The sequence below is a fragment of the Nonomuraea monospora genome (assembly GCF_039531895.1).
Classification (GTDB): domain Bacteria; phylum Actinomycetota; class Actinomycetes; order Streptosporangiales; family Streptosporangiaceae; genus Nonomuraea; species Nonomuraea monospora.
Window position 1 is genome coordinate 65,062 of record NZ_BAAAQX010000006.1, and the last position, 19,805, is coordinate 84,866.

Annotated in this window: 15 protein-coding genes; 5 read left to right on the forward strand and 10 right to left on the reverse strand. The window is 73.1% G+C overall.

From position 1 onward, the window contains the following. Nucleotides 1-27: 27 nt before the first annotated feature. A complete protein-coding gene (locus tag ABD331_RS13720) occupies nucleotides 28-720 on the reverse strand; it encodes a TetR/AcrR family transcriptional regulator (RefSeq protein ID WP_344474363.1) in 693 nt (230 codons plus the stop codon). 59 nt (nucleotides 721-779) lie between these two features. Between ABD331_RS13720 and ABD331_RS13725 the strand changes: the two genes are divergently transcribed. Both ABD331_RS13725 and ABD331_RS13730 read left to right on the forward strand, forming a co-directional pair. Further along, nucleotides 780-3,434 carry an MMPL family transporter gene (locus ABD331_RS13725; protein WP_344474365.1) on the forward strand — a complete coding sequence of 885 codons (2,655 nt, stop codon included), beginning with the start codon at nucleotides 780-782 and terminating at the stop codon, nucleotides 3,432-3,434. Continuing rightward, a complete protein-coding gene (locus tag ABD331_RS13730) occupies nucleotides 3,434-5,659 on the forward strand; it encodes a YhgE/Pip family protein (protein WP_344474367.1) in 2,226 nt (741 codons plus the stop codon). Before ABD331_RS13725 ends, ABD331_RS13730 begins: the two co-directional genes overlap by 1 nt. 64 nt (nucleotides 5,660-5,723) lie before the next feature. Here the strand turns inward: ABD331_RS13730 and ABD331_RS13735 are convergent, their stop codons facing one another. The 8 genes from ABD331_RS13735 to ABD331_RS13770 all read right to left on the reverse strand — a co-directional run bounded on the left by ABD331_RS13735 (nucleotide 5,724) and on the right by ABD331_RS13770 (nucleotide 14,401). Further along, nucleotides 5,724-6,077, reverse strand: a complete 354-nt coding sequence (locus tag ABD331_RS13735; protein WP_344474369.1) for a hypothetical protein — start codon at nucleotides 6,075-6,077, stop codon at nucleotides 5,724-5,726. A gap of 169 nt (nucleotides 6,078-6,246) precedes the next feature. Then, nucleotides 6,247-6,975 carry an N-acetylmannosamine-6-phosphate 2-epimerase gene (locus tag ABD331_RS13740; RefSeq protein WP_344474371.1) on the reverse strand — a complete coding sequence of 243 codons (729 nt, stop codon included), beginning with the start codon at nucleotides 6,973-6,975 and terminating at the stop codon, nucleotides 6,247-6,249. Next, nucleotides 6,972-7,991 (reverse strand): ROK family protein, encoded by a 1,020-nt coding sequence (locus ABD331_RS13745; RefSeq protein WP_344474373.1) that lies wholly within the window; start codon nucleotides 7,989-7,991, stop codon nucleotides 6,972-6,974. The genes ABD331_RS13740 and ABD331_RS13745 overlap by 4 nt, the downstream gene beginning before the upstream one ends. After that, nucleotides 7,988-8,917, reverse strand: a complete 930-nt coding sequence (locus ABD331_RS13750) for a dihydrodipicolinate synthase family protein (protein ID WP_344474375.1) — start codon at nucleotides 8,915-8,917, stop codon at nucleotides 7,988-7,990. The genes ABD331_RS13745 and ABD331_RS13750 overlap by 4 nt, the downstream gene beginning before the upstream one ends. Continuing rightward, nucleotides 8,914-9,924: an oligopeptide/dipeptide ABC transporter ATP-binding protein gene (locus ABD331_RS13755; protein WP_344474377.1), complete on the reverse strand. Its 1,011-nt coding sequence runs from the start codon at nucleotides 9,922-9,924 to the stop codon at nucleotides 8,914-8,916. Before ABD331_RS13755 ends, ABD331_RS13750 begins: the two co-directional genes overlap by 4 nt. Beyond that, on the reverse strand, nucleotides 9,921-11,849 hold the full coding sequence (locus tag ABD331_RS13760) for a dipeptide/oligopeptide/nickel ABC transporter permease/ATP-binding protein (protein WP_344474379.1): 1,929 nt from the start codon (nucleotides 11,847-11,849) through the stop codon (nucleotides 9,921-9,923). The genes ABD331_RS13755 and ABD331_RS13760 overlap by 4 nt, the downstream gene beginning before the upstream one ends. A gap of 3 nt (nucleotides 11,850-11,852) precedes the next feature. Beyond that, the gene (locus ABD331_RS13765) at nucleotides 11,853-12,803 is read right to left on the reverse strand and encodes an ABC transporter permease (RefSeq protein ID WP_344474381.1); all 951 of its coding nucleotides are present in this window, start codon (nucleotides 12,801-12,803) and stop codon (nucleotides 11,853-11,855) included. A gap of 11 nt (nucleotides 12,804-12,814) precedes the next feature. Continuing rightward, nucleotides 12,815-14,401, reverse strand: a complete 1,587-nt coding sequence (locus tag ABD331_RS13770; protein WP_344474383.1) for an ABC transporter substrate-binding protein — start codon at nucleotides 14,399-14,401, stop codon at nucleotides 12,815-12,817. A gap of 113 nt (nucleotides 14,402-14,514) precedes the next feature. On the opposite strand from ABD331_RS13770, the gene ABD331_RS13775 reads away from it, so the two are divergent. The 3 genes from ABD331_RS13775 (at nucleotide 14,515) to ABD331_RS13785 (ending at nucleotide 18,083) form a co-directional block, all read left to right on the forward strand. Further along, the gene (locus ABD331_RS13775) at nucleotides 14,515-15,237 is read left to right on the forward strand and encodes a FadR/GntR family transcriptional regulator (RefSeq protein ID WP_344474385.1); all 723 of its coding nucleotides are present in this window, start codon (nucleotides 14,515-14,517) and stop codon (nucleotides 15,235-15,237) included. Between the two features lie 90 nt (nucleotides 15,238-15,327). Further along, nucleotides 15,328-16,806 (forward strand): sialidase family protein, encoded by a 1,479-nt coding sequence (locus tag ABD331_RS13780; protein WP_344474387.1) that lies wholly within the window; start codon nucleotides 15,328-15,330, stop codon nucleotides 16,804-16,806. Nucleotides 16,807-17,078: 272 nt separating this feature from the next. After that, on the forward strand, nucleotides 17,079-18,083 hold the full coding sequence (locus ABD331_RS13785) for a WD40 repeat domain-containing protein (protein WP_344474389.1): 1,005 nt from the start codon (nucleotides 17,079-17,081) through the stop codon (nucleotides 18,081-18,083). A gap of 41 nt (nucleotides 18,084-18,124) precedes the next feature. Here ABD331_RS13785 and ABD331_RS13790 read toward each other — a convergent pair whose 3' ends face one another. Next, nucleotides 18,125-19,717 (reverse strand): DUF5722 domain-containing protein, encoded by a 1,593-nt coding sequence (locus ABD331_RS13790; RefSeq protein ID WP_344474391.1) that lies wholly within the window; start codon nucleotides 19,715-19,717, stop codon nucleotides 18,125-18,127. Nucleotides 19,718-19,805 lie beyond the last annotated feature (88 nt).

Consider the following 19,805-nt stretch of genomic DNA (forward strand, 5'->3'; position numbering starts at 1 on the left):
GTTGGTGGTCGCCCCGCCGACCGATCGCTAGACCGGCTTCGGGGCCCCGAGATCGCCGACGATGGCGGGTGCGTCGCCCGGCGAGACTCCCGCGGCGATCAGCGTCGCGATCGCCGCCCCCGATCCCGCGTCCTCCCAGAGACCGGCGTTCACGCTCTCCAGCAGCGACACCATGAGGGCGCCCAAGCCGTGGGCGAGCACGTCCGGGGACAGGTGGCGGTGGAAGACGCCGCCGGCCTGGCCGCGTTCGAGGATGTCGACGCAGTTGCGGTGCACCGGCCCGGTCAGGTCGCGTAGCCACGTGTCGCCGAAGCTCTGGCGGCCGAGCGCGAGCAGGGTGCGGTAGCGGTCGCCGACCCGCCACAGCTCGAGCGTCTGGCGGGCCAGCGCCTGCTCCGGCGTGTCGGCCGGGGCCTTGGCGGCGGTGATGGCCGCTCGCAGGGCGCCCGCGGCCTCGTCGGCGAGGGCCTCCAGGAGGGCGGCGCGGCCGGGGAAGTGCGCGTAGAGCGTGCGCCGGACCACGCCGGCGGCTCGCGCGATCTCGTCGATCGTCGCGTCGGGGTTCGCGCCCAGCTCGTGCCGGGCGACGGCCAGGATTCTCGCCCGGTTCGCCCGAGCATGACTGCGCTGCGCCCCCGGCTCCGCCTTCCGCACCCCCAGCTCCGCCTTCCGCACCCCCAGCTCCGGCTCCTGCGCCCCCGGCTCCGTGTTCCGCGTCACTGCTGTACCTCGCTCATCAAACTTGCACATCGGTGTGCAAGTAAATAGTCTGCCGGTCCGTGTCATCCTTCTTGTACCGTCTCGGCCGCGCCTCCGCACGCGCCCGGATCCTCGTCCTGGGCCTGTGGGTGCTCGGGCTGGCCCTGGCGGGCGGCGCGATGGCCCTGCTGCAGCAGGGCACCGACGACGCCTTCGCCATCCCAGGCTCGGAGTCCCAAGACGCCCTCGACCACCTCAGCCACGTCTTCCCCGAGGTCAGCGGCACGTCCGCACGCATCGTCGTGGTGCTGCCCGCGGGCCGCCGCGCCGACGCCCCGGCGGTCAGGAACGCGGTGGACGACGCCGTACGGGACCTCGAACGTCTCGATCAGGTGGCCCTGGTGACGAGCCCGTTCGCCGAGAACGTCAAGAACGCCGTCTCCGCCGACGGCAGGGCGGCGATCATCGCGGTCCCGCTGGACGTCCCGGTCGCCGAGACCACCGAGCACACCAGGCAGGAGCTCCAGCGCATCGGCGGCGAGCTGGAGAGACGCGCCGACGCGGAGGTGCACGTCGGCGGGGACGCCTTCTCCAACGCGGTGCCCGCGCTCAGCCCCACCGAGGGCGTCGGCCTGCTCATCGCCTTCCTGGTGCTGTTCCTCGTCTTCCGCTCACTGGTGGCGGCGGTGATGCCGCTGGCCACGGCGGTGTTCGGGGTGGGCGTCGCGGTCGCGCTGATCTTCATGGCGACGGTGTTCACGCCGATCTCCTCGACCGCGCCCATGCTGGCGGTGATGCTCGGGCTGGCGGTGGGCATCGACTACGCGCTGTTCATCCTGTCCCGCCACCGCGACCAGCTCGGCGAGGGGCTGGAGGTGGAGGAGTCGATCGCCCGCGCCACCGCCACCGCCGGTTCGGCCGTCGTCTTCGCCGGGCTGACGGTCGTGATCGCGCTGCTCGGGCTGGCCGTGGCGGGCATCCCGTTCCTCACCACGATGGGGGTGGCGGCGGCGTTCGCGGTGTGCGTCGCGGTGGCGGTGGCGGTCACGGCGACGCCCGCGCTGCTGGCCGTCACCGGCGAACGGTTGCGCCCGAAGCTCCCGCGCAAGGGCCGCAGGGAGCGGGTGCCGCTGAGCCGCCGCTGGGTGCGGCTGGCGACCCGTTCCCCGCTCGTCACCATCGCCGTCGTGGTGGCCGCGCTCGGGCTGTGCGCGATCCCGGCCGCCGACCTGCGGCTCGCGCTGCCCGGCAGCGGCACCGAGGAGCGCGGCACCCCGGCCCGCGACACGTTCGACGTCATCGCGGAGCACTTCGGCCCCGGCTACAACGCCCCGCTGATCGTCTCGGTGGACGTCCTGGACACCACCGACCCCGTCGGCGTCACCGAGGACCTCGCCGCCGAGATCGAGCGGCTGGACGGCGTGGCGGCGGTGCCGGTCGCCACCCCCAACCGCAAGGGCGACACCGCCATCATCCAGGTCGTCCCCGGCTCGGCGGGCGACTCGCCCGAGACCGAGGCGCTCGTCCAGCGGCTGCGGGACCAGGCTCCGCACTTCCGGCAGGCGTACGGCGTGACCACCGCCGTGACCGGCTTCACCGCCGTCGGCATCGACGTCTCGGCCCAGCTCGCCGGGGCGCTGGTGCCGTTCGGGCTGGTGGTCGTGGGGTTGTCGCTGGTGCTGCTGGCCATGGTGTTCCGGTCGATCGCGGTGCCGGTCAAGGCGGCGCTCGGCTACCTGCTGTCGGTGGGGGCGGCGTTCGGGGCGACCTCGTTCGTGTTCCAGCAGGGGCACCTGGCGGAGGCGTTCGGCGTCCAGCACACCGGCAGCGTGATCAGCTTCCTGCCGATCATCCTGATGGGCGTGCTGTTCGGGCTGGCCATGGACTACGAGGTGTTCCTGCTGTCGCGGATGCGCGAGGACTACGTGCACCACCGCGACCCGCACCGGGCGATCGAGTCGGGGTTCGTGTCGGCCTCGACGGTGGTGGTGGCCGCGGCGGTCATCATGCTGGGGGTGTTCGCGGCGTTCGTGCCGGAGGGCAGCGCCACCATCAAGCCGATCGCGTTCAGCCTGGCCGTGGGCGTGTTCGTGGACGCGTTCGCGGTGCGCATGACGCTGGTGCCTGCCGTGCTGGCGCTGCTCGGGCACCGCGCGTGGTGGCTGCCCGGGTGGCTGGAGCGCAGGCTGCCGGTCTTCGACGCCGAGGGCGAGGGGCTGACGCACGAGCTGCGGCTGGCCTCCTGGCCGGGCTCTCCCGAGGTGGTCAGCGCAGAGAACCTGGCCGTGCGCGACGACCGCGGCGTCCCCGTCTTCTCCGGCGTCGCCGTCCACCTGCCCGCCGGGCGGGCGCTCCTCGTGCACGGGCCCGCGGCGTCCGCGCTCCTGCACACCCTGGCGGGCCGGGTGGCCGAGGTCGAGGGCGACCTGAAGGTCGGCGGCCATCTCGTGCCGCAGCGCCTCCGGGCCGCGCGCCGCTCGGCCGCCCTGATCCGGTGCCGCTCCTCGCGCGATCCCGCCGCCGAGGCGTCCGCCGCGCTCGCGCAGGGCGCGCGGCTGCTCGTCCTGGAGGATCTCGACGCCGTCGTACGTCCTGAGCAGCGCACCGAGCTGGCCCGGCTGCTGACCGGGCTGGGCGGCGCGGCGGCCGTGGCGTCCTGCCAGGACCCCCGGCTCGTCCACGACCTGCTGCCCGCCGCGATCGATCTGTCCCTCTCCCCCGTCGGAGCTCACTGATGTCCACCTCGCTCTCCCGTGCCGTCGATCGCGCGTTCCAGGGCTCGCCCGTGCGACGGACCTGGGCGGCACTGCTGCTCGTCCCCCTTCTCATCGCCGGCCTGCTGACCTGGGCGTTCTGGTCGCCGCTGAGCGACCACGGCGCGGCAAGGGCCGCCGTGGTCAACCTGGACGAGCCCGTCCAGGTGGGCGGGCAGACCGTGCCGCTCGGCCGCCAGCTCGCCGACAACCTCGTCCACGGCCAGGACAGACGCTACGAGTGGACGCTCACCGACGGCGACGACGCCCGCCAGGGCCTGAAGGACGGCCGGTACGCCGCGGCCGTCACCGTCCCCGGCACGTTCTCCGCGCGGGCCACCTCGTCGGCGACCGGCAAGCCGCTGGAGGCGGCGCAGGCCACCCTGCGGATCGAGACCTCGCCGGGCGCGGCGCTGGCCGACCCGGCCATCAGCAAGGACGTCGCCGACGCCGCCGTGGACGCCCTCAACACGCAGGTCGTCGAGACCTACCTGGACAACGTCTACGGCGGCTTCACCACCCTGCACGAGCAGCTGGGCAAGGCGGCCGAGGGCGCGGACAGCCTGGCGGAGGGCACCGGCGACCTCGCCACCGGCACCCGCCGGCTCTCCGGCGGCACCCGCGACCTGACCGCCGGGCTCGGCGAGCTGCGCACCGGCAGCGCCGAGCTCGCCCAGGGCACCGGCCGCCTCACCCAGGGCACCACCCAGCTCGCGATCTCCGCCAAGCAGCTCGCCACGGGCGCCACGCAGCTCGCCACCGGCACCAAGCGCCTGGCCAGTGGATCACGCCAGCTCTCCCGAGGCCTGTCGGAGGCCGCCCGCGACACCAAACAGCTGCCCGCCCTGACGCGTGAGCTGGCCGACGGCGCCCGCCAGGTGGCCACCGGCAACCGGCAGCTCGCCGACACCGTCACCTCGGCCGCCGACCAGGTCACCGCGGCCATCGACGACGTCCCCTCGGCGAGCGCCGCCACGGGCGAGCTGGCCAGGCTCGCCTCCCGATGCCGCGACGGCGACGCCGGCCAGGGTTTCTGCGACAGCCTCTCGGACGCCGCCGGCCGCCTGGAGTCCATCGCCGGCGACATCGACGGCATGAAGGCCCGTGCCAGAAGCGGCGTGGGCGAGATCAAGCAGTCGCTGGACACCCTCGCCACCGGCGCGGAACAGGTCGCCGACGGCACCGCCCAGCTCGCCACCCGGTCCAAGACCCTCGCGAGCGGCATCTCCTCCGCCGCCACCGCAGCCGGGAAGCTCACCACCGGCCTCGCGACGGTGAACACCGGCGCGGGGAAGCTGTCCACCGGCGCGGGACGGCTCGCGCAGGGCGCCCAATCGCTCGCGTCCGGCGCCACCCGCCTGAACACCGGCGCCCAGCAGGTCGCCGCGGGCACCGCCCAGGCCTACGCCGGCGCCGACGACCTGGCCTCGGGCGCCAAGCGGCTGAGCACCGGCGCGGCCAGGGCGGGCGACGGCGCATCCACCCTGGCCAAGGGGCTCAGCGACGGCCTCGACGACGTCCCCGCCTACACCACCGCCGAGCGCGAGCACCTGTCCAAGGTCGCCGCCACCCCCGTGCTCGCCCCGGCCGTCGGCGACGGCGCCCACCGGGACGTCGCGGCGACGTTCTTCCTGGTGCTGGCGCTGTGGGCGGGGGCGCTGGCCACGTACCTGGTCATCCGGGCGGTCCCGCCGTTCGCCCTCACCTCCCGCCTGCCCACCTGGCGGCTCGTCGGCCAGGCGCTCGTGCCCGGCACGGTGATCGCGCTCTTCACCGGCACGCTCCTCGGGCTCGGCCTGCCCGCGCTCCTGGACCTGGGGCTCGGCGCGCGCGTGGCCTTCCTCGGCGCGACGCTGCTCGCCGCGCTGACGTTCATGACGCTCTGCCAGGGGCTGGCCGGGCTGCTCAGGCGGACGGGGCACCTGGCCGTGCTGGCCGTGCTCGTCCTGACCGTCGCCACCAGCACCGTGTCCTCGATCCCCGCCCCGCTGGCCGCGCTGGAGTCCCTGCTCCCTACGCACGCGGCGCTCACCGTCCTGCGCGCCGCCGCCACCGGCGCGGACCTCGGCTGGCCCGCCGCCGCGGCCCAGCTCGCCGGCTGGCTCCTCGCGGGGCTCGCCATGACGGCCTTCACCACCGAACGGCGCCGCTCGCTCAACCCGCGCGACCTGCGGCTCAACCGGCAGGATCTGCAACCGGTCGGCTGAGTCTGCTCAGGAAGGACTGCGGCTGTGGCGCGGCGAGGGCCCTCGGGGACGGACGGCGAGCCGCCTACCCGTACTGCGGCGGATACGGCGGCTGCTGGTAGTGCACCTGCTGCACCGGAATCGTCCGCGTCACCCGCCAGCCGAGGAAGGACACCGGCACCGCCACCAGCAGCCACAGCCCGAGCGTGAACAGGCACATCCACCAGTGGACGAACACCCACAGCGCCACGTGGACGACCGCTGCGATCGGGTTGAAGCCCAGCTCCCTCACCGTCGTGAACTGCACCGGCCCGTAATGCGGGACCGGCATGTGCGGCTGGCTGTAGGGCTGCGGTGTGTACTGCTGGGGATACTGCGGCCCGGATTGTCCGTAAGGCTGCTGGCCGTACGGGTCCTGCGGCTGCGGGGGGTAGCCCATTGATACTCCTGTGCGGTCGGGCGGCGGCCCGTATGAGACGTTCCCCGTATCCCGCCGGTTGACCTGCGCCACGTGGCCACATCCGGCCACTTCCGCGTCCGCGGGGACGCTCATCAGTCGAACCCTCCACCACCTCGCGATCACAGCCCGCGACCGGGTCCCGGCCCGATCAGGGCTCACCCGTGACCGCCCTGGCGAACCAGCGCGTGATGGTGGTCGGGTGGGTGATGGCCGTGCCGACGACGACGGCGTGCGCGCCGAGCCTCATCGCCTCGGCGGCCTGTTCCGCCAGGTGGTAGCGTCCCTCGGCGATCACCGGGACGGACAGCTCGCCGGCGAGTTCCGCGACCAGGTCGAGGTCCGGGCCGGGATGAGTCTCGCCCGTGGACGAGCGGGGCCAGGGGGTGTCCTCGGGACGGCGGGAGTAGGGGGTGTACCCGGCCAGGGTCGTGCCGATCACGTCCGCGCCCGCCTCCGCCGCCGCGAGCCCCTCCTCGCGGGTGGAGACGTCCGCCATGACCAGCCTGCCGGTGCGCTCGTGCACGGCCTTGACGGTCTGCGCGAGGGTGCGGCCGTCCGGGCGGGGGCGGCGGGTGCCGTCCAGGGCCACGATGTCGGCGCCCGTGGCGGCGACCGCGAGGGCGTGGTCGAGGGTGGGCGTGATGAAGACGTCGCCGTCGCCGTCCTTCCACAGGCCGATGAGCGGCAGGTCCAGCGCCGCCCGGATGCGACGCAGGTCCGCGAGGCCCTGGGCGCGGATGCCCGCGGCGCCGCCCGCCGCGACCGCCTGGGCCACGCGGCACATCGTGTCGGGGTCGCGCATCGGCTCGCCGGGGTAGGCCTGGCAGGAGACCACGAGCCCGCCGCGGATCGCTTCGAGCGCCGGATGGGTGGTCACAGGTCCTCCTTGGTGAGAGCCTCCTGGTGGTCGAGCAGGGTGAAGGCGAGGCGGGCGGCGCCGAGGAGGGCGGCGTCCGCGCCGAGGGTGGCCGGGACGACGGGGACGTCCCGCAGGGCGGGCAGCGTCTCGGCGCGGACGGCGGCGCGCAGCGGTCGCCACCAGGGTTCGCCGCAGCCCGGGACGCCTCCGCCGATCACCACGATCTCCGGGTCGATGACGTTCATCAAGCCGCCGATCGCCTGGCCGGCCGCCGTCCCGCCCTCGGCCAGCACGGCGATGGCGACCGGGTCGCCCGCCGCGGCCAGGCGGGCCACCTCGGCGAGGTGATCCACGTCCGTCCCTGACCGGTTTCGGTACTGCGCGAGCAGGGCCGGGCCCGAGGCGACCGCTTCCACGTGGCCCCGGCCTCCGCAGGGGCAGGCCAGTCCGGCCGCCGAAGCCACCGGGACGTGACCGGCGTGACCGGCCACCGCGTGAGCGCCGTGCCGTACGCGCCCGTCGAGGATCATCGAGGCCCCGATGCCGGTGCCGATGGCGATCAGCAGGACGTCGGCGTAACCGGCGGCGGCGCCGCGCCACTGCTCGCCGAGGGCGTGCGCGTGCACGTCGTTGTCGACGGCGACCGGCAGGGCGAGCCTGCGGGACAGCTCGCCGCGCAGGTCGGTTCCGGCCCATCCGGCGAGGGCCTGGGTGGCCGACACCACCACCCCGCGCCGCTGGTCGACCACCCCTGCGGCGCCGACCCCGACCGCCGCGATCGCCTCATTCCCGCTCAGGGTGCGGAGGAGGTCGGCCGCGGCGGTGAGGATGGCGTCGCGGCCCGCCGTGGCGGGGGTGGGGCGGGTGGCGGTGGCCATGACGGTCCCGGACCGGTCTACCAGGGCGGCGGCCATCTTCGTCCCACCGATGTCCAGGCCCGCGACGAGGTCCGTGGCGGCCCGACCGGCGTCGCGGCTCGCACCGGCCCGACCGGCGGTGAGGCCCGTGGCAGCCTGACCGGCGGCGCGGGTCACAGCAGCCCGGCTTCTTCGAGGTGGGCGGCCACGGTGCGGGTCTCCTCGGGGGTCAGCTCGCGCATGGGCGCGGCCACGGCGGCGCCGGCGATGACGCCGCGCAGGGCCAGCGCGGTCTTGAACGCTCCGACGCCCCGCGTGCTGCCACCGGCGGTGGCCGGGGAGGCGGCCTCGACGATGCGGAACAGCCGGGTCAGACGGTCCTGCTCGGCCTTGGCCTCGGCCCACCGCTGCTCGGCGCAAGCCCGCAGCAGGCGTACGTACCCGTGCGGGTCGACGTTGCCGAGACCGGGCACCGCGCCGTCGGCCCCGGCCAGCATCATCGCGTCCACCACCAGTTCGTGGCCGGTCAGCGCCGAGAACCCGGCGAGCCCCGAGCTGCCCAGCAGCACCTGGCGGAAGCCGGCGTCGTCGCCGCTGGAGTCCTTGAGCCCGTCCACGACGCCGTCGGCGGCCAGCGACAGCACCAGGTCGGGGGCGAGTTTGCTGTGCACCGACACCGGCACGTCGTAGGCCAGCAGCGGCAGGTCGACGGCCGCTCTGATGACGCGGAAGTGGCGGTCGATCTCGACGGGGTGGACGCGGGCATAGAACGGCGCGGTGGCCACGACGGCGTCCGCGCCGAGCTTGGCGGCGATCTCGGCGCGTTCGATCACGCGGCCGGTGGTCGTCTCGATGCACCCGGCGATGACGGGCACCCGGCCGGCGGCCGTCCGGACGGCGACCTCCAGCGCCCGGTCGCGCCGGGCGTCGGTGAGGAAGGCCGCCTCGCCGGAGCTGCCGAGTGCGAACAGGCCGCTCACGCCCGCGTCGATCAGGAAGTCGACCAGCCGCTCCAGCGACGCCGCGTCCACCTCGCCGTCCTGGGTCAGCGGGGTGACGACGGGCGGGATGACGCCGCCGAAGCGGGGCTCGCGGGGACTCAAAGCAGGCTCCTTACGGGGGTTTCCGGGTGGATGCAGTGCCAGGCGTGCCCGCCGCCCGCCTCCGCACGGGTGACGGGCGGGAGGTCTCGGGTGACGGGCGGGAAGTGCTGGGCGCACTCCTCGTCGGCCTTCCAGCAGCGGGTGCGGAACGGGCAGCCGGACGGCGGATGGGTGGCCGACGGGACGGGGCCGGTGAGCACGATCCGGTCGGCGTCGTCGAGCAGGCTGGGCGTGGCCGAGAACAGCGCACGCGTGTACGGGTGGCGCGTGCGGCCGGTCACGTCGTCGGCCGGCCCCTCCTCGACCACCCGCCCGAGGTACATGACCGCGATCCGGTCGGCCAGGTAGCGGACGGTCTGGATGTCGTGGGAGATGAACACGAGCCCGAGCCCCAGCTCCGTACGCAGGTCGAGGAGCAGGTTGAGCACCTGGGCGCGCACGGACACATCCAGCGCGCTGGTCGGCTCGTCGGCGACGATCACGTCGGGCTGGAGTGCCAGCGCCCGCGCCACGGCGACGCGCTGCCGCTGGCCGCCGGACAGCGCGCCGGGCAGCGCGTCGGCGACGTGGCCGGGCAGGCCGACCAGGTCGAGCAGGTCGCGTACGCGCGCGTCCCGCTCCCTGGACGTGCCGCGCCTGTGCACGTCGAGCGGGTCGCGCAGGATGCGCCGCACGGGCAGGCGCGGGTTCAGCGCGGTGGAGGCGTCCTGGAACACCATGGCCACGGCGGCGCCGAAGTCCGCGCGGCGGCGGCGGGGCGGCAGGCTCCACAGGTCCTCGCCGCGGAAGCGCACGGTTCCCGAGGTGGGCGGCTGCAGGCCGACCAGCACCTTGGCGAGGGTGGACTTGCCGCAGCCGGACTCGCCGACGACGCCGAGGATCTCGCCGCGGCCGACGGAGACGGTGGCGTCGGTGAGCGCGTACACCTGGTCGCGGCGGATGAGGCCGCCGCTGCGGGCGGTGTGCACGACGTGGACGTGGTCGAGGCTGACGACGGGTTCTGTCACGGTTGTCCCCCTGGGTGGAAGCAGGCCCGCGCGTGTTCGTGCTGGTTGCCCGCCAGGGCCGGCGGGGCGGTGCGGCAGGTGGGGTCCGCGGCGGCGCAGCGGCCCGCGAAGCGGCAGCCCGGCCCGAAGCCCTGCGGCGCGGGCACCACGCCGGGCACCTGGTGCAGCCGCTTGGCTCCGCTTTCGAGTGAGAGCACCGAGCCGAGCAGGTTGCGCGCGTAGTGGTGCCGGGCGCCGGTGAAGAGCGAGCCGGTGGTGCCGATCTCGGCGAGCTGGCCCGCGTACATGACGGCGATGCGGTGCACGAGCTGTCCGACCAGGCCGAGGTCGTGGGAGACCAGCACCATGGCGAAGCCGAGCTCGTCGCGCAGCCCGGCGAGCAGCTCGACGACCTGGGCCTGCACGGTCACGTCGAGCGCCGTGGTGGGCTCGTCGGCGACCAGCAGGCGCGGGCTCCTGGACAGCGCCATGGCGATCAGCACGCGCTGGCGCTGTCCTCCGGACAGCTCGTGCGGGTAGCTGCGCGGGGTGCGCCGCGGGTCCAGGCCGACGAGTTCGAGCAGTTCCTCCGGTGTACGGGTGCCGCCCCGCCTGGTGAGCTGCCGGAGCTGGGTGCCGACGAGGACCGACGGGTTCAGCGACGACATGGCGTCCTGGTAGACCATGGCGAGCTGCGGCCCGGAGATCGCCCGCCGTTCGCGGGGGGTCAGCCGCAGGAGGTCCCGCCCGTCGTAGACGATGCGGCCGCTCACCTGCGCGGCGCGGGGCAGCAGGCCCATGATCGCCAGGCTGGTGAGGCTCTTGCCGCAGCCGGACTCCCCGACCAGGCCGAGCGTCTCGCCGACGCGCACGTCGAAGGAGAGCCCCTGGACGACGGGCACGTCCCCGTAGCGCTGCGGGAAGCGGATCGAGAGGTCCTCGACGGACAGCAGGGGCGCGGCGTCCGAGGGCAGCGGCGGCACGCGCGGCGGGCGTTCCCGCGTGCGGCGGGCCAGCGTCGCCAGCGCGTCTTCGACCTCGGCGGCGACCGGCGGCGGCGTGAGCGCGGTGTCGGCGGGGGCGGGGCTCCGCCGGGCCGAGCGCGGCGCGGCCAGGGCGTCGGTCAGCCCTTCCGCCAGCAGGTTGAGCGCGAGCACCGTCACCAGGATCGCCAGGCCGGGGAAGAAGGTGGCCCACCAGCCGCCGGACAGGACGATCTGCCTGCCGTAGGCCAGGACGTTGCCCCAGCTCGGCGCGGGGTCCTGGATGCCGGCGCCGATGAAGGAGAGGCTGGCCTCGAAGATGATCGCGTCGGCCACCAGCACGGTGGCGAAGACCATGACGGGCGCGGCGCAGTTGACGGCGACGTGCCTGATGAGGATGTGCGGCCGGGGCGCGCCGATCACCTTCTCGGCGGCGACGTAGTCCTCGCCGTACTGGGCCAGGACGTTGGCCCTGACCACGCGGGTGAGCTGCGGCACGTACAGGAACGCGATCGTCCCGATCAGCACCGGGAGGTGGCGGCCGAAGACCGCCACCAGCACCGCGGCCAGGGCGATGCCGGGGAAGGCCATGACCACGTCGAGGACGCGCATGACGCCTTCGCCGACGGCCTTGCGCGAGGTGGCGGCGAGGCTGCCGAGCACCGCTCCGGCCAGCACGGCGAGAGCGGTGGCGCCCAGGCCGATGAGCAGCGACGAGCGGGCGCCGTACGCGATCCTGGCGAACACGTCGCGTCCGGCGCGGTCGGTGCCGAGCCAGTGCCCGGCTCCTGGCGGCGTGGCGGGCGTGCCGGTCGCGAGCGGGTCCCCCGCGAGGAACGGCGCCAGCACGGCGAAGAGCGCGACCGCCGCGAGCACGGCGAGGGAGACGGCGGTGACCGGGGCGAGCCGGGTGAACCGGATGCCTGGCCGGGACAGGCGGGTGGTGAGTCCTGCTCTGAGCATGCCTCACACCACCCTGATCCGCGGGTTGACGACGAGGTAGAGCAGATCGACGAGGAGATTCACGACGAGGAACGCCAGCGCGATCGTCAGCACCGCGCCCTGCACCAGGGCCACGTCGCCGTTGGTGACGCCTTCGAGGATGAGCTTGCCCATGCCGGGCAGGTCGAAGATCGTCTCGATGACCACGGCGCCGCTCAGCAGGTAGCCGACGCGCAGGCCGAGCACGGTGAGCGGGGTGATGAGCGCGTTGCGCAGCGCGCTGCGGACGACGACGCCGCGGGGCAGGCCGTTGCCCGTGGCGGTCCGTACGTAGTCCTTGTCCAGCTCCTCCACCATGGACGTGCGCACCAGGCGGGACAGCGAGGCCGCCGCGGGGACGGCGATGGCCAGCGCGGGAAGGGCGAGTGACATGAGCCAGCCGGTCGGGGAGTCGGCGGGGTTGACGTAGCCGCCGGTCGGAAAGAGCTCGAGGTTGAGCGCGAACTCCTGGATGAGCAGGATGCCCAGCCAGAACGCCGGCATCGCCACGCCCGCGATGGACAGCACGCGGGTCACCTGGTCGGGCCACCGGTCGCGGTGGAGCGCGCCGGTGACGCCGAGTGCCAGGGCGCCCGCGACGGCCAGCACGAGGCCGAGCGCGGTGAGCTGGACGGTGAGCGGGAAGGCCGTGACGACCCGGTCGATCACCGGGGCCGCGGGAGGCGCGGTGTACCCGAGGTCGCCCTGGACGAGCTGCCCGAGGAAGCGGACGTATCGCACGGGGAGGGGGTCGTCCAGCCCGTGTTCCGCCCGGTAGGCGGCGCGCGCCTCGGGGCTCGCGCCGTCGCCGAGGGCGTTGTAGGCCGGGTCGTTGGGTGAGAACTGCAGGACCACGAAGACGAGCAGGGTGACGCCCAGCAGCATGAGCGGCAGGCTGACCAGCCGTTTCGCGGTCAGCCGGAGGAATGCGAACATGGTGCTTCCGGTCAGAGGCGGGCGACGTCGAGGAAGGACAGGCCCGTGGTGGGGATGGGCTTGAAGCCGGACAGCGCCTGGTCGTTCCAGGCGGTGGGCAGCTTGCGGTGCAGGATCGGGTAGAGCGGGACCTCCTCGGAGATGAGGTCCACCGCCTGCCCCCACAGCTTCTTCTGCTCGGCGGCGTCGCCGGTCCGCACCGCCTCGTCGAGCAGCTTCAGCAGCTCCTTCGCCTCGGACGTCTCGCTCCAGCGGTAGCGCTTGGCCGGCCAGGTGCCGTCGTAGAACCAGCGCAGCAGCAGGTCCAGGTCGTTGCCGAAGACGGAGGGGTCGCCGGGCGCCACCAGGACCTGGAAGGCGCCCGGGTCGATCTTGTTGGTGTACTGGCCGCCCGACTGGCCGATGTCGAGCGTGGTGCTGACGCCGACGGCGTCCCACGACTCCTTGATGACCGGGACGATGTCCTTCACCCAGCCGGTGTCGGTGGTGACCATGCTGACCTGCAGGTTCTCGACTCCGGCGGCCTTGAGCAGGGCCTTGGCCTTGTCGGGGTCGTAGGCGTAGACGGTGGCCGCCCGCCCGTACGCCGGGTGGGTCTCCTGGACGTAGCCCGTGGCCGGGGCGGCGTTGCCGAGCATGCCGGTCCGGATGACCTTGTCCTTGTCGATGGCGTAGTGCAGCGCCTGGCGCACCCGCTTGTCGTCGAAGGGCTTCTTGGCGCAGTTGAACATGAGGAAGAGCAGGCCGAAGGACTGGACGGCCTCCAGCTTGCGCTTCCCGGCGACCTTGGCGACGTCGAGGTAGGGGACGTCCTCGATCGCCGCGACCCGGCCGGACTCCAGCGCGGTGACGCGGGCGGACGGGTCAGACAGCAGCCGCCAGGTCATGCTCTTGGCCTTCGCGGGACGGGAGCCGTTGTACTGGTCCCACCGCTCGAAAACGATCTTGTCTTCCTTGGTGGCCTCGATCAGGCGGTACGGGCCGGAGCCCACGGGCCGGGCGTCGAAGGCGGCCTTGTCCCTCTCCACGACCGCCTTCGGAACGATCTTGACGACCGCGAGCCTCTCCTTGAGCAGGGGGAAGGCGTGCTTGAGCTTGATCTCCACGGTCGCGTCGTCCACGGCGGTCACCCCGGAGACGAACGGGATGAACTGCACCATCAGGGAGGCGTTGGCGGGGTCCAGCACGCGCTGGAAGCTGAAGGCCACGTCGGCGGCCGTCACCGGCGAGCCGTCGTGGAAGGTGGCGCCCTGGCGCAGGGCGACCCTGACGGTGGTGTCGTCCGCCTGCTGCGGCTCTCCCGCGGCGAGGGCCGCGTAGGGCTCGCGCGTGACCGGGTCGAGGTCGAACAGCGCCTCGAACACGTGCATGTTGGCGGCGACGGGCGTGGCGCCGGAAGAGGTCATCGGATCGAACCCGGTGGACAGCGCGTAGGAGATGCCGGCCTCGATGCTGTCGGTGGCGGCCGGCGCCGCGCTGCCGGTGGAGGCGGGGCCGGAGCACGCGGCGAGCGAGCCCGTGAAAGCGGTGGCGGCGCTCACGGCCCCCACGAGCCGCAGGAATCCGCGGCGGTTGACGGACTCGGCGAGGTCGCGCATGGCGTCCCCTCTCATGTGATGTGGCGGTTCTGCGAAGGGCGTACGATGTCTGACGTCCTAAGTGATGTGCGGCAATGTAGACGACCGATGAACGAAAGGGCAAGATGTCAACCGTGATCGACCCCATCTCGCGACCCGCTCGCAGCACGCAGCTACGCCCGCGCGAGGTGGCAGAGCGCATCAAGCAGTACATCCTGCACAACCGACTCAAGCCGGGCGACGCCCTGCCCACCGAGGCGGAGCTGTGCGCCGCCGTGGGCGCGAGCCGCTCCAGCGTGCGCGAGGCGATCAGGATCCTCACCGCGCTCGACATCGTCGAGGTGCGGCACGGGTACGGCACCTACGTCGGCAAGCTGTCGCTCGCCGCGCTGGTCGAGAGCCTCACCTTCCGCGGCCTGCTCAGCCGCGACGACGACTTCCGGGTGCTGGCCGAGCTGATCGAGGTGCGCCAGACGCTGGAGCAGGGGCTGGCGTCCGCCATCACCTCCGCGCTCGACCAGGACCTGCACCGGGAGCTGAGCCGGCTGGCCGACCAGATGGACGAGCGGGCCCGCGCGGGCCAGACGTTCATCGAGCAGGATCGCGAGTTCCACCTGCTGCTCATGCGGCCGCTCGGCAACGAGCTGGTCGCCCAGCTCACGGCCGCCTTCTGGGACGTGCACGCCATCGTCGCGCCCGCGCTGCACACCACGCCCGCCTCGGTGCGCGAGACCGTCGCGGCCCATCACGCGATCGTCGAGGCGCTCTTCACCCGCGATCTCGACAGGTTCACCGAGGCGATCGCCGCGCACTACGCCCCGGTGCGGCGGCACCTGAAGGAGAACCGCGGGCTCTGATCGCGGGGCATTGACGGCATGCGGGCGGGGACCTAACGTTCAGGACGTCTGACGTCCGACACCCCCCCTCTCTTGCCGAAGGAGTGGTTCATGCGCGCCTTGAGGCTCCTGGCCCTCGTCCTGACCCTCGTGACCACAGCCGCCCTCCCCCTCTCCCCCGCCCGCGCGGACGCCTCCGGCGTCTCGGCGGTCGTCGGGTTCGACTGCACCGACAGCCGCCTCCAGCTCATCCTGGAGAACCGCACCACCGCGACGAAGACGTTCACGATCACCTGGCAGGGCCGGACCGGCTCGCCCTGGACCCGGACCGTCGCCTCCGGCGGCAACGCCCTGCTGTACTGGACGGTTCCGGCCGGGACGCCGTACACGCTCCGCACCGTGACGGACGGATTCGACACCACCCGCTCCGGCACCGCCGGCTGCGGCCTGGCCGCCGGCGCCCCGCAGCTCAACTCGACCGCCCTGCTGCGCACCAGCACCACGATCACCGGGCTCAACGGCCCCGGCGGGCCCTACGACGGCACCGCGAGATCGGTGCGCATCCCCGGCATGGCGGTCACCGGCAACGGCACGATCGTCGCCGTCGCCGACGCCCGCGTGGACGGCTCCTACGACCTGGGCGGCGGCACCAACAACATCCAGATCGCGATGCTGCGCAGCACCGACAACGGCCTCACCTGGCAGCCACCGCGCGTCATCCACCACCCGGCCACGACCTCGGAAGGCGCCGGCGACCCCAGCGTGCTCGTCGACCGGACCACCGGAGCCGTCTACGTCTTCTACACCTACTCGCCCCGGCCCGGCATCAGCTTCTGGTCGGCCGCGTCCGGGTCCAACGCCGCCGGCGACCCCGCCAGCCTGCACATCCAGTACGTCAAGAGCACCGACCACGGCCTCACCTGGAGCGCCCCCGTGGAGCTCAACCCGTCCGTGAAGGCCCCCTCCTGGCGCCAGCTCTTCGCCTCCTCCGGGCACGGTATCCAGACCAGCACCGGCCGGCTTGTGCAGCCGATCGTCTACCGCGACGCCGCCGGCACCAGCCACGCCGCCAACATCTACAGCGACGACCACGGGCAGACCTGGCAGCGCGGCTCCTCGGCGTCCGGCAACGTGAACGAGAGCAAGGCCGTGGAGCGCAACACCGGCGCCGTCACGCAGAACATGCGGCACAACTCCGTCCGAGCCCGCCACCTGGCCACCTCCACCGACGGCGGCCGCACCTTCGGCGCCGTCACCGCGAGCCCGGTGCTCACCGACCCGCTGTGCAACGCCGACGAGACGTCCTACCTCACCCCCGCGCAACGCGGCGCGAACGGCGCGCCCGTCCGCACCGCCACTGCCCTCTACAGCGGCAACGCCCACCCGACCGCCCGCAACGACCTGACCGTCCGCCTCTCCACCGACGACGGCGCCACCTGGCCTTCACGAGCCCTCATCAAGCCGGGGGCGGCGGGCTACTCCACCATGGCCGTGCTCGCGAACGGGCAGGTCGGCGTGCTGTACGAGATCGGCGACACCGGCGGCATCGTCTTCGCCCGGTTCACGCTCGACTGGCTGAGAACCGCCTGACCCCGTATCGCCCGCGGCTCGCCAGGCCGCGGGCGATCTGGTCACGGTTCGGTTGCGATCCGAGAAGGGTGAGCTGCGGGTATCGCGGAGGGTGACTTTTCACAAGAAGGCGCGATGGATGCCATTCCACCAGGCCAATAGCTATGCGAACACATGTTCTAATGAAGACAAGGTCACGCATTGTCGATCTTGACCGGGCTCCGGATGGTCTGGCTTGATCAGGGCGTTCCCTCCACCCCCCGAACCCGGAGCTGCCCGTGATCATCCGCCGTTTGACCATCCTGGCCGTGGCGGCCGGTCTCATCGCCACCACCCTCGCGACCCCCGCGTCCGCCACCGGCACCACGACCGACCTCGGCGTCTCGCTCAGTCTCGGCTTGTACACCGGCGACCTCGCCGTCGCCGGCGGCAAGGTCTTCGTCTCCGCCGGCGACCGGATCGTCGTCACGGACGCCCAAGGCGACCCGGCAGGCTCCATCACCGGCCTGTCCAGCGTGTACGGCCTGGCCGCCAGCGCCGACGGCGCCTCCGTCTACGCGGCGCTGGCCGGATCGAACCAGGTGGCCGAGATCGACACCGCCACCCTCGACGTCGAACGCCGGATCGACCTGCCCGGCCACCCGTGCCCGACCTCCCTGGCGCTGACCGGCGAGCGGTTGTGGGTGGGCTACGGCTGCTTCGACGAATTCCAGGGCGGCTTCCTCGCTCTCGACCTGACGGCGGCCTCGCCCGCGCCGGTCGCCGTCGGGCTGGGCCTGCACAGCGCGCCGAAGGTCGTGGCGGCGGGCGGCACGCTCGTGGCAGGTGCGGTGACCGGCGTCCCGGCCGACCTGATCGTCTATGACATCAGCGGCCCCACGCCCACCTGGCGCGGCACGATCGACGGCGTGACGCACGACCAGTCGGAGGTGAAGGACCTCGCGCTGACCTCCGACGGAGCGCGGGTGATCTCGGCGTTCGACACACCGCACAAGTACGACGCCTGGGACACCACGACCCTGTCCCTGGTGCGCCGCTACGGTCAGCGGCACGAGGCGTTCCCCACGGGTGTGGCGATCAGCCCGGACGACGCGTACGTCGCGGGCGGGCATGACTGGAACTACGGCGTCTCCGTCTACGACGCGGCGACGGGCGCGGCGGTCTTCTCGGCGGACAACCCGGCGGGCACGTTCGTCACGGGCGGGATCGCGTTCTCGGGCACCGACCTCTACGCCCTGCTGAGAGGCGACGGGGACCAGTTGTACCTGTGGCGGATCAAGGACGTCGTCCAGCCCTGAATCGACAGGTCCCCGGCAGGCTGCCGGGGACCGCACGATCCTCAGGGCAGCGCGTAGCCGAGAAGCTGCTCGTAGGTCAGCCCCTCGCAGTTCGCCTGGTCGGTGACGACATGGTCGCCGTTGGAGGCGAGCCGGCAGCGGTACAGCGGGACCGACCCGGCCACCTGGCTGGTGTGGACGTGGCCGACCGGCCCCATCGGGAACTGGCCCTCGCACCCGGGGTCACGGCTGAGCATGGTGTGCCCGCCGACCTTGCACTCGTACAGGGCCACGGTGCCGGAGGCCGGGTTGCGCAGCAGTTTCCACGCCCGCTCCTGGGTGAAGCCGGGCGGCAGCAGCCGGGAGCTGGCCACATGCCCTCTGCTGGCGTTGTACCCGCGCCGGAGCTGCGTGTGGGGAAGCAGCTCGAAGCCGCACGACAGTTGCGCGGGCGACAGGTCGTTGCGGTTGGCCAGCGCCCAGGTGGACCAGGCCGGTTTGGCCGAGCCGTCGGTACGGCGCAGCCCCACGCCCAGCCCGGCCGCCGTCTCGTCCGGGTGGTCGCTCATGCGGTGCCAGATGTAGCTCTCGATGCCGGGAGTGCCGAGGACGTTGCGGAAGGTGTTGCAGAGCTGGGACGCCTGCGCCGACTCCGACGAGGGTGAGAGCGAGTTGACGCCGCTCTCGGTGAGCTGCACCTGCCAGGCCGACGGCGTGTTCGGGAACTGCTGCCGCAGCCAGCCCACCAGCACGCCGAGGTTGCCGTAGGTGACGCGGGGGAAGTCGTCGGCGGAGAACTGGGGCGCCAGCAGGTTGGGCGGGTAGGGGTGGTAGGCGACCCGCCAGGCCCGGCTGCCCGCCCGGGCCGCGAGGCCCTTGAGCACGGTCATGCCCGACAGCTTGGCCTCCGCCGTGGCCGGCTGGTCGTAGGCGGTGCCGAAGTAGTGGTCGAGCGAGGTGAGCACCTTGGCGGTGGGCTGCTGGGCGATGACGGCGTCGTAGGCGGCGTTGTAGGTCGCGGCGATGGCGTCCAGCCAGGCTGTGGTGTCGCACGGGGTGCCCTGGCCGCAGCCGATGTCGAACCAGGTGTTGCTGTTGACCTCGTTCATGACGACGAAGTCGGCGATCCGGCCGTTGCCGTGCTGGCCGTCGTAGCGCTGGGCCAGCATGCCGGCGAACCGGCCGTACTCGGCGGGGTCGTTCGGCACGCAGAACAGCTCGAATCCGGCGGCGGCCGGCGTGCAGGTGCGGCCCTGGCGCGCCCAGGCCGGGGTGCCGTAGACGACGGCGGTGACGACGAGGCCTCTGCTGGTCCAGTCTCTGATGGCGGCGTCGACGGCGGTGTTGACGGTGTAGCAGCGTCCGCCGAACTCCTGCGCGCCGGCCGCGCAGGGCGGTGTCTTGACGCTGGGCTCCCAGTCGGCCCAGACGAGGTTCATGGCGACGCCGCCCGCGTTGTTGCCGGCGATCTCGTTCTTGTCGGGCCAGAAGTCGGGCTGCAGGCCCTTGATGCGGTAGTCGGAGCGGGTCGGGTACGGCAGCGCGGCAGCGGCCCCCGACGCGGTGGCCTCGGTGGACGCGGTGGCCGAGGCGGCGGCCGGGAGAGCGGGGAGGACGAGTAAGAGGACGGCGGCGAGACGGACAACCCAACGCATGGGACCTCCTGGGTTTAAACGTCTCAACAATGAGGCCCCGAGCGCCGCCGATCAAGCCCCGATTTCCTGCGGCGCTGCCCGTTGAAAC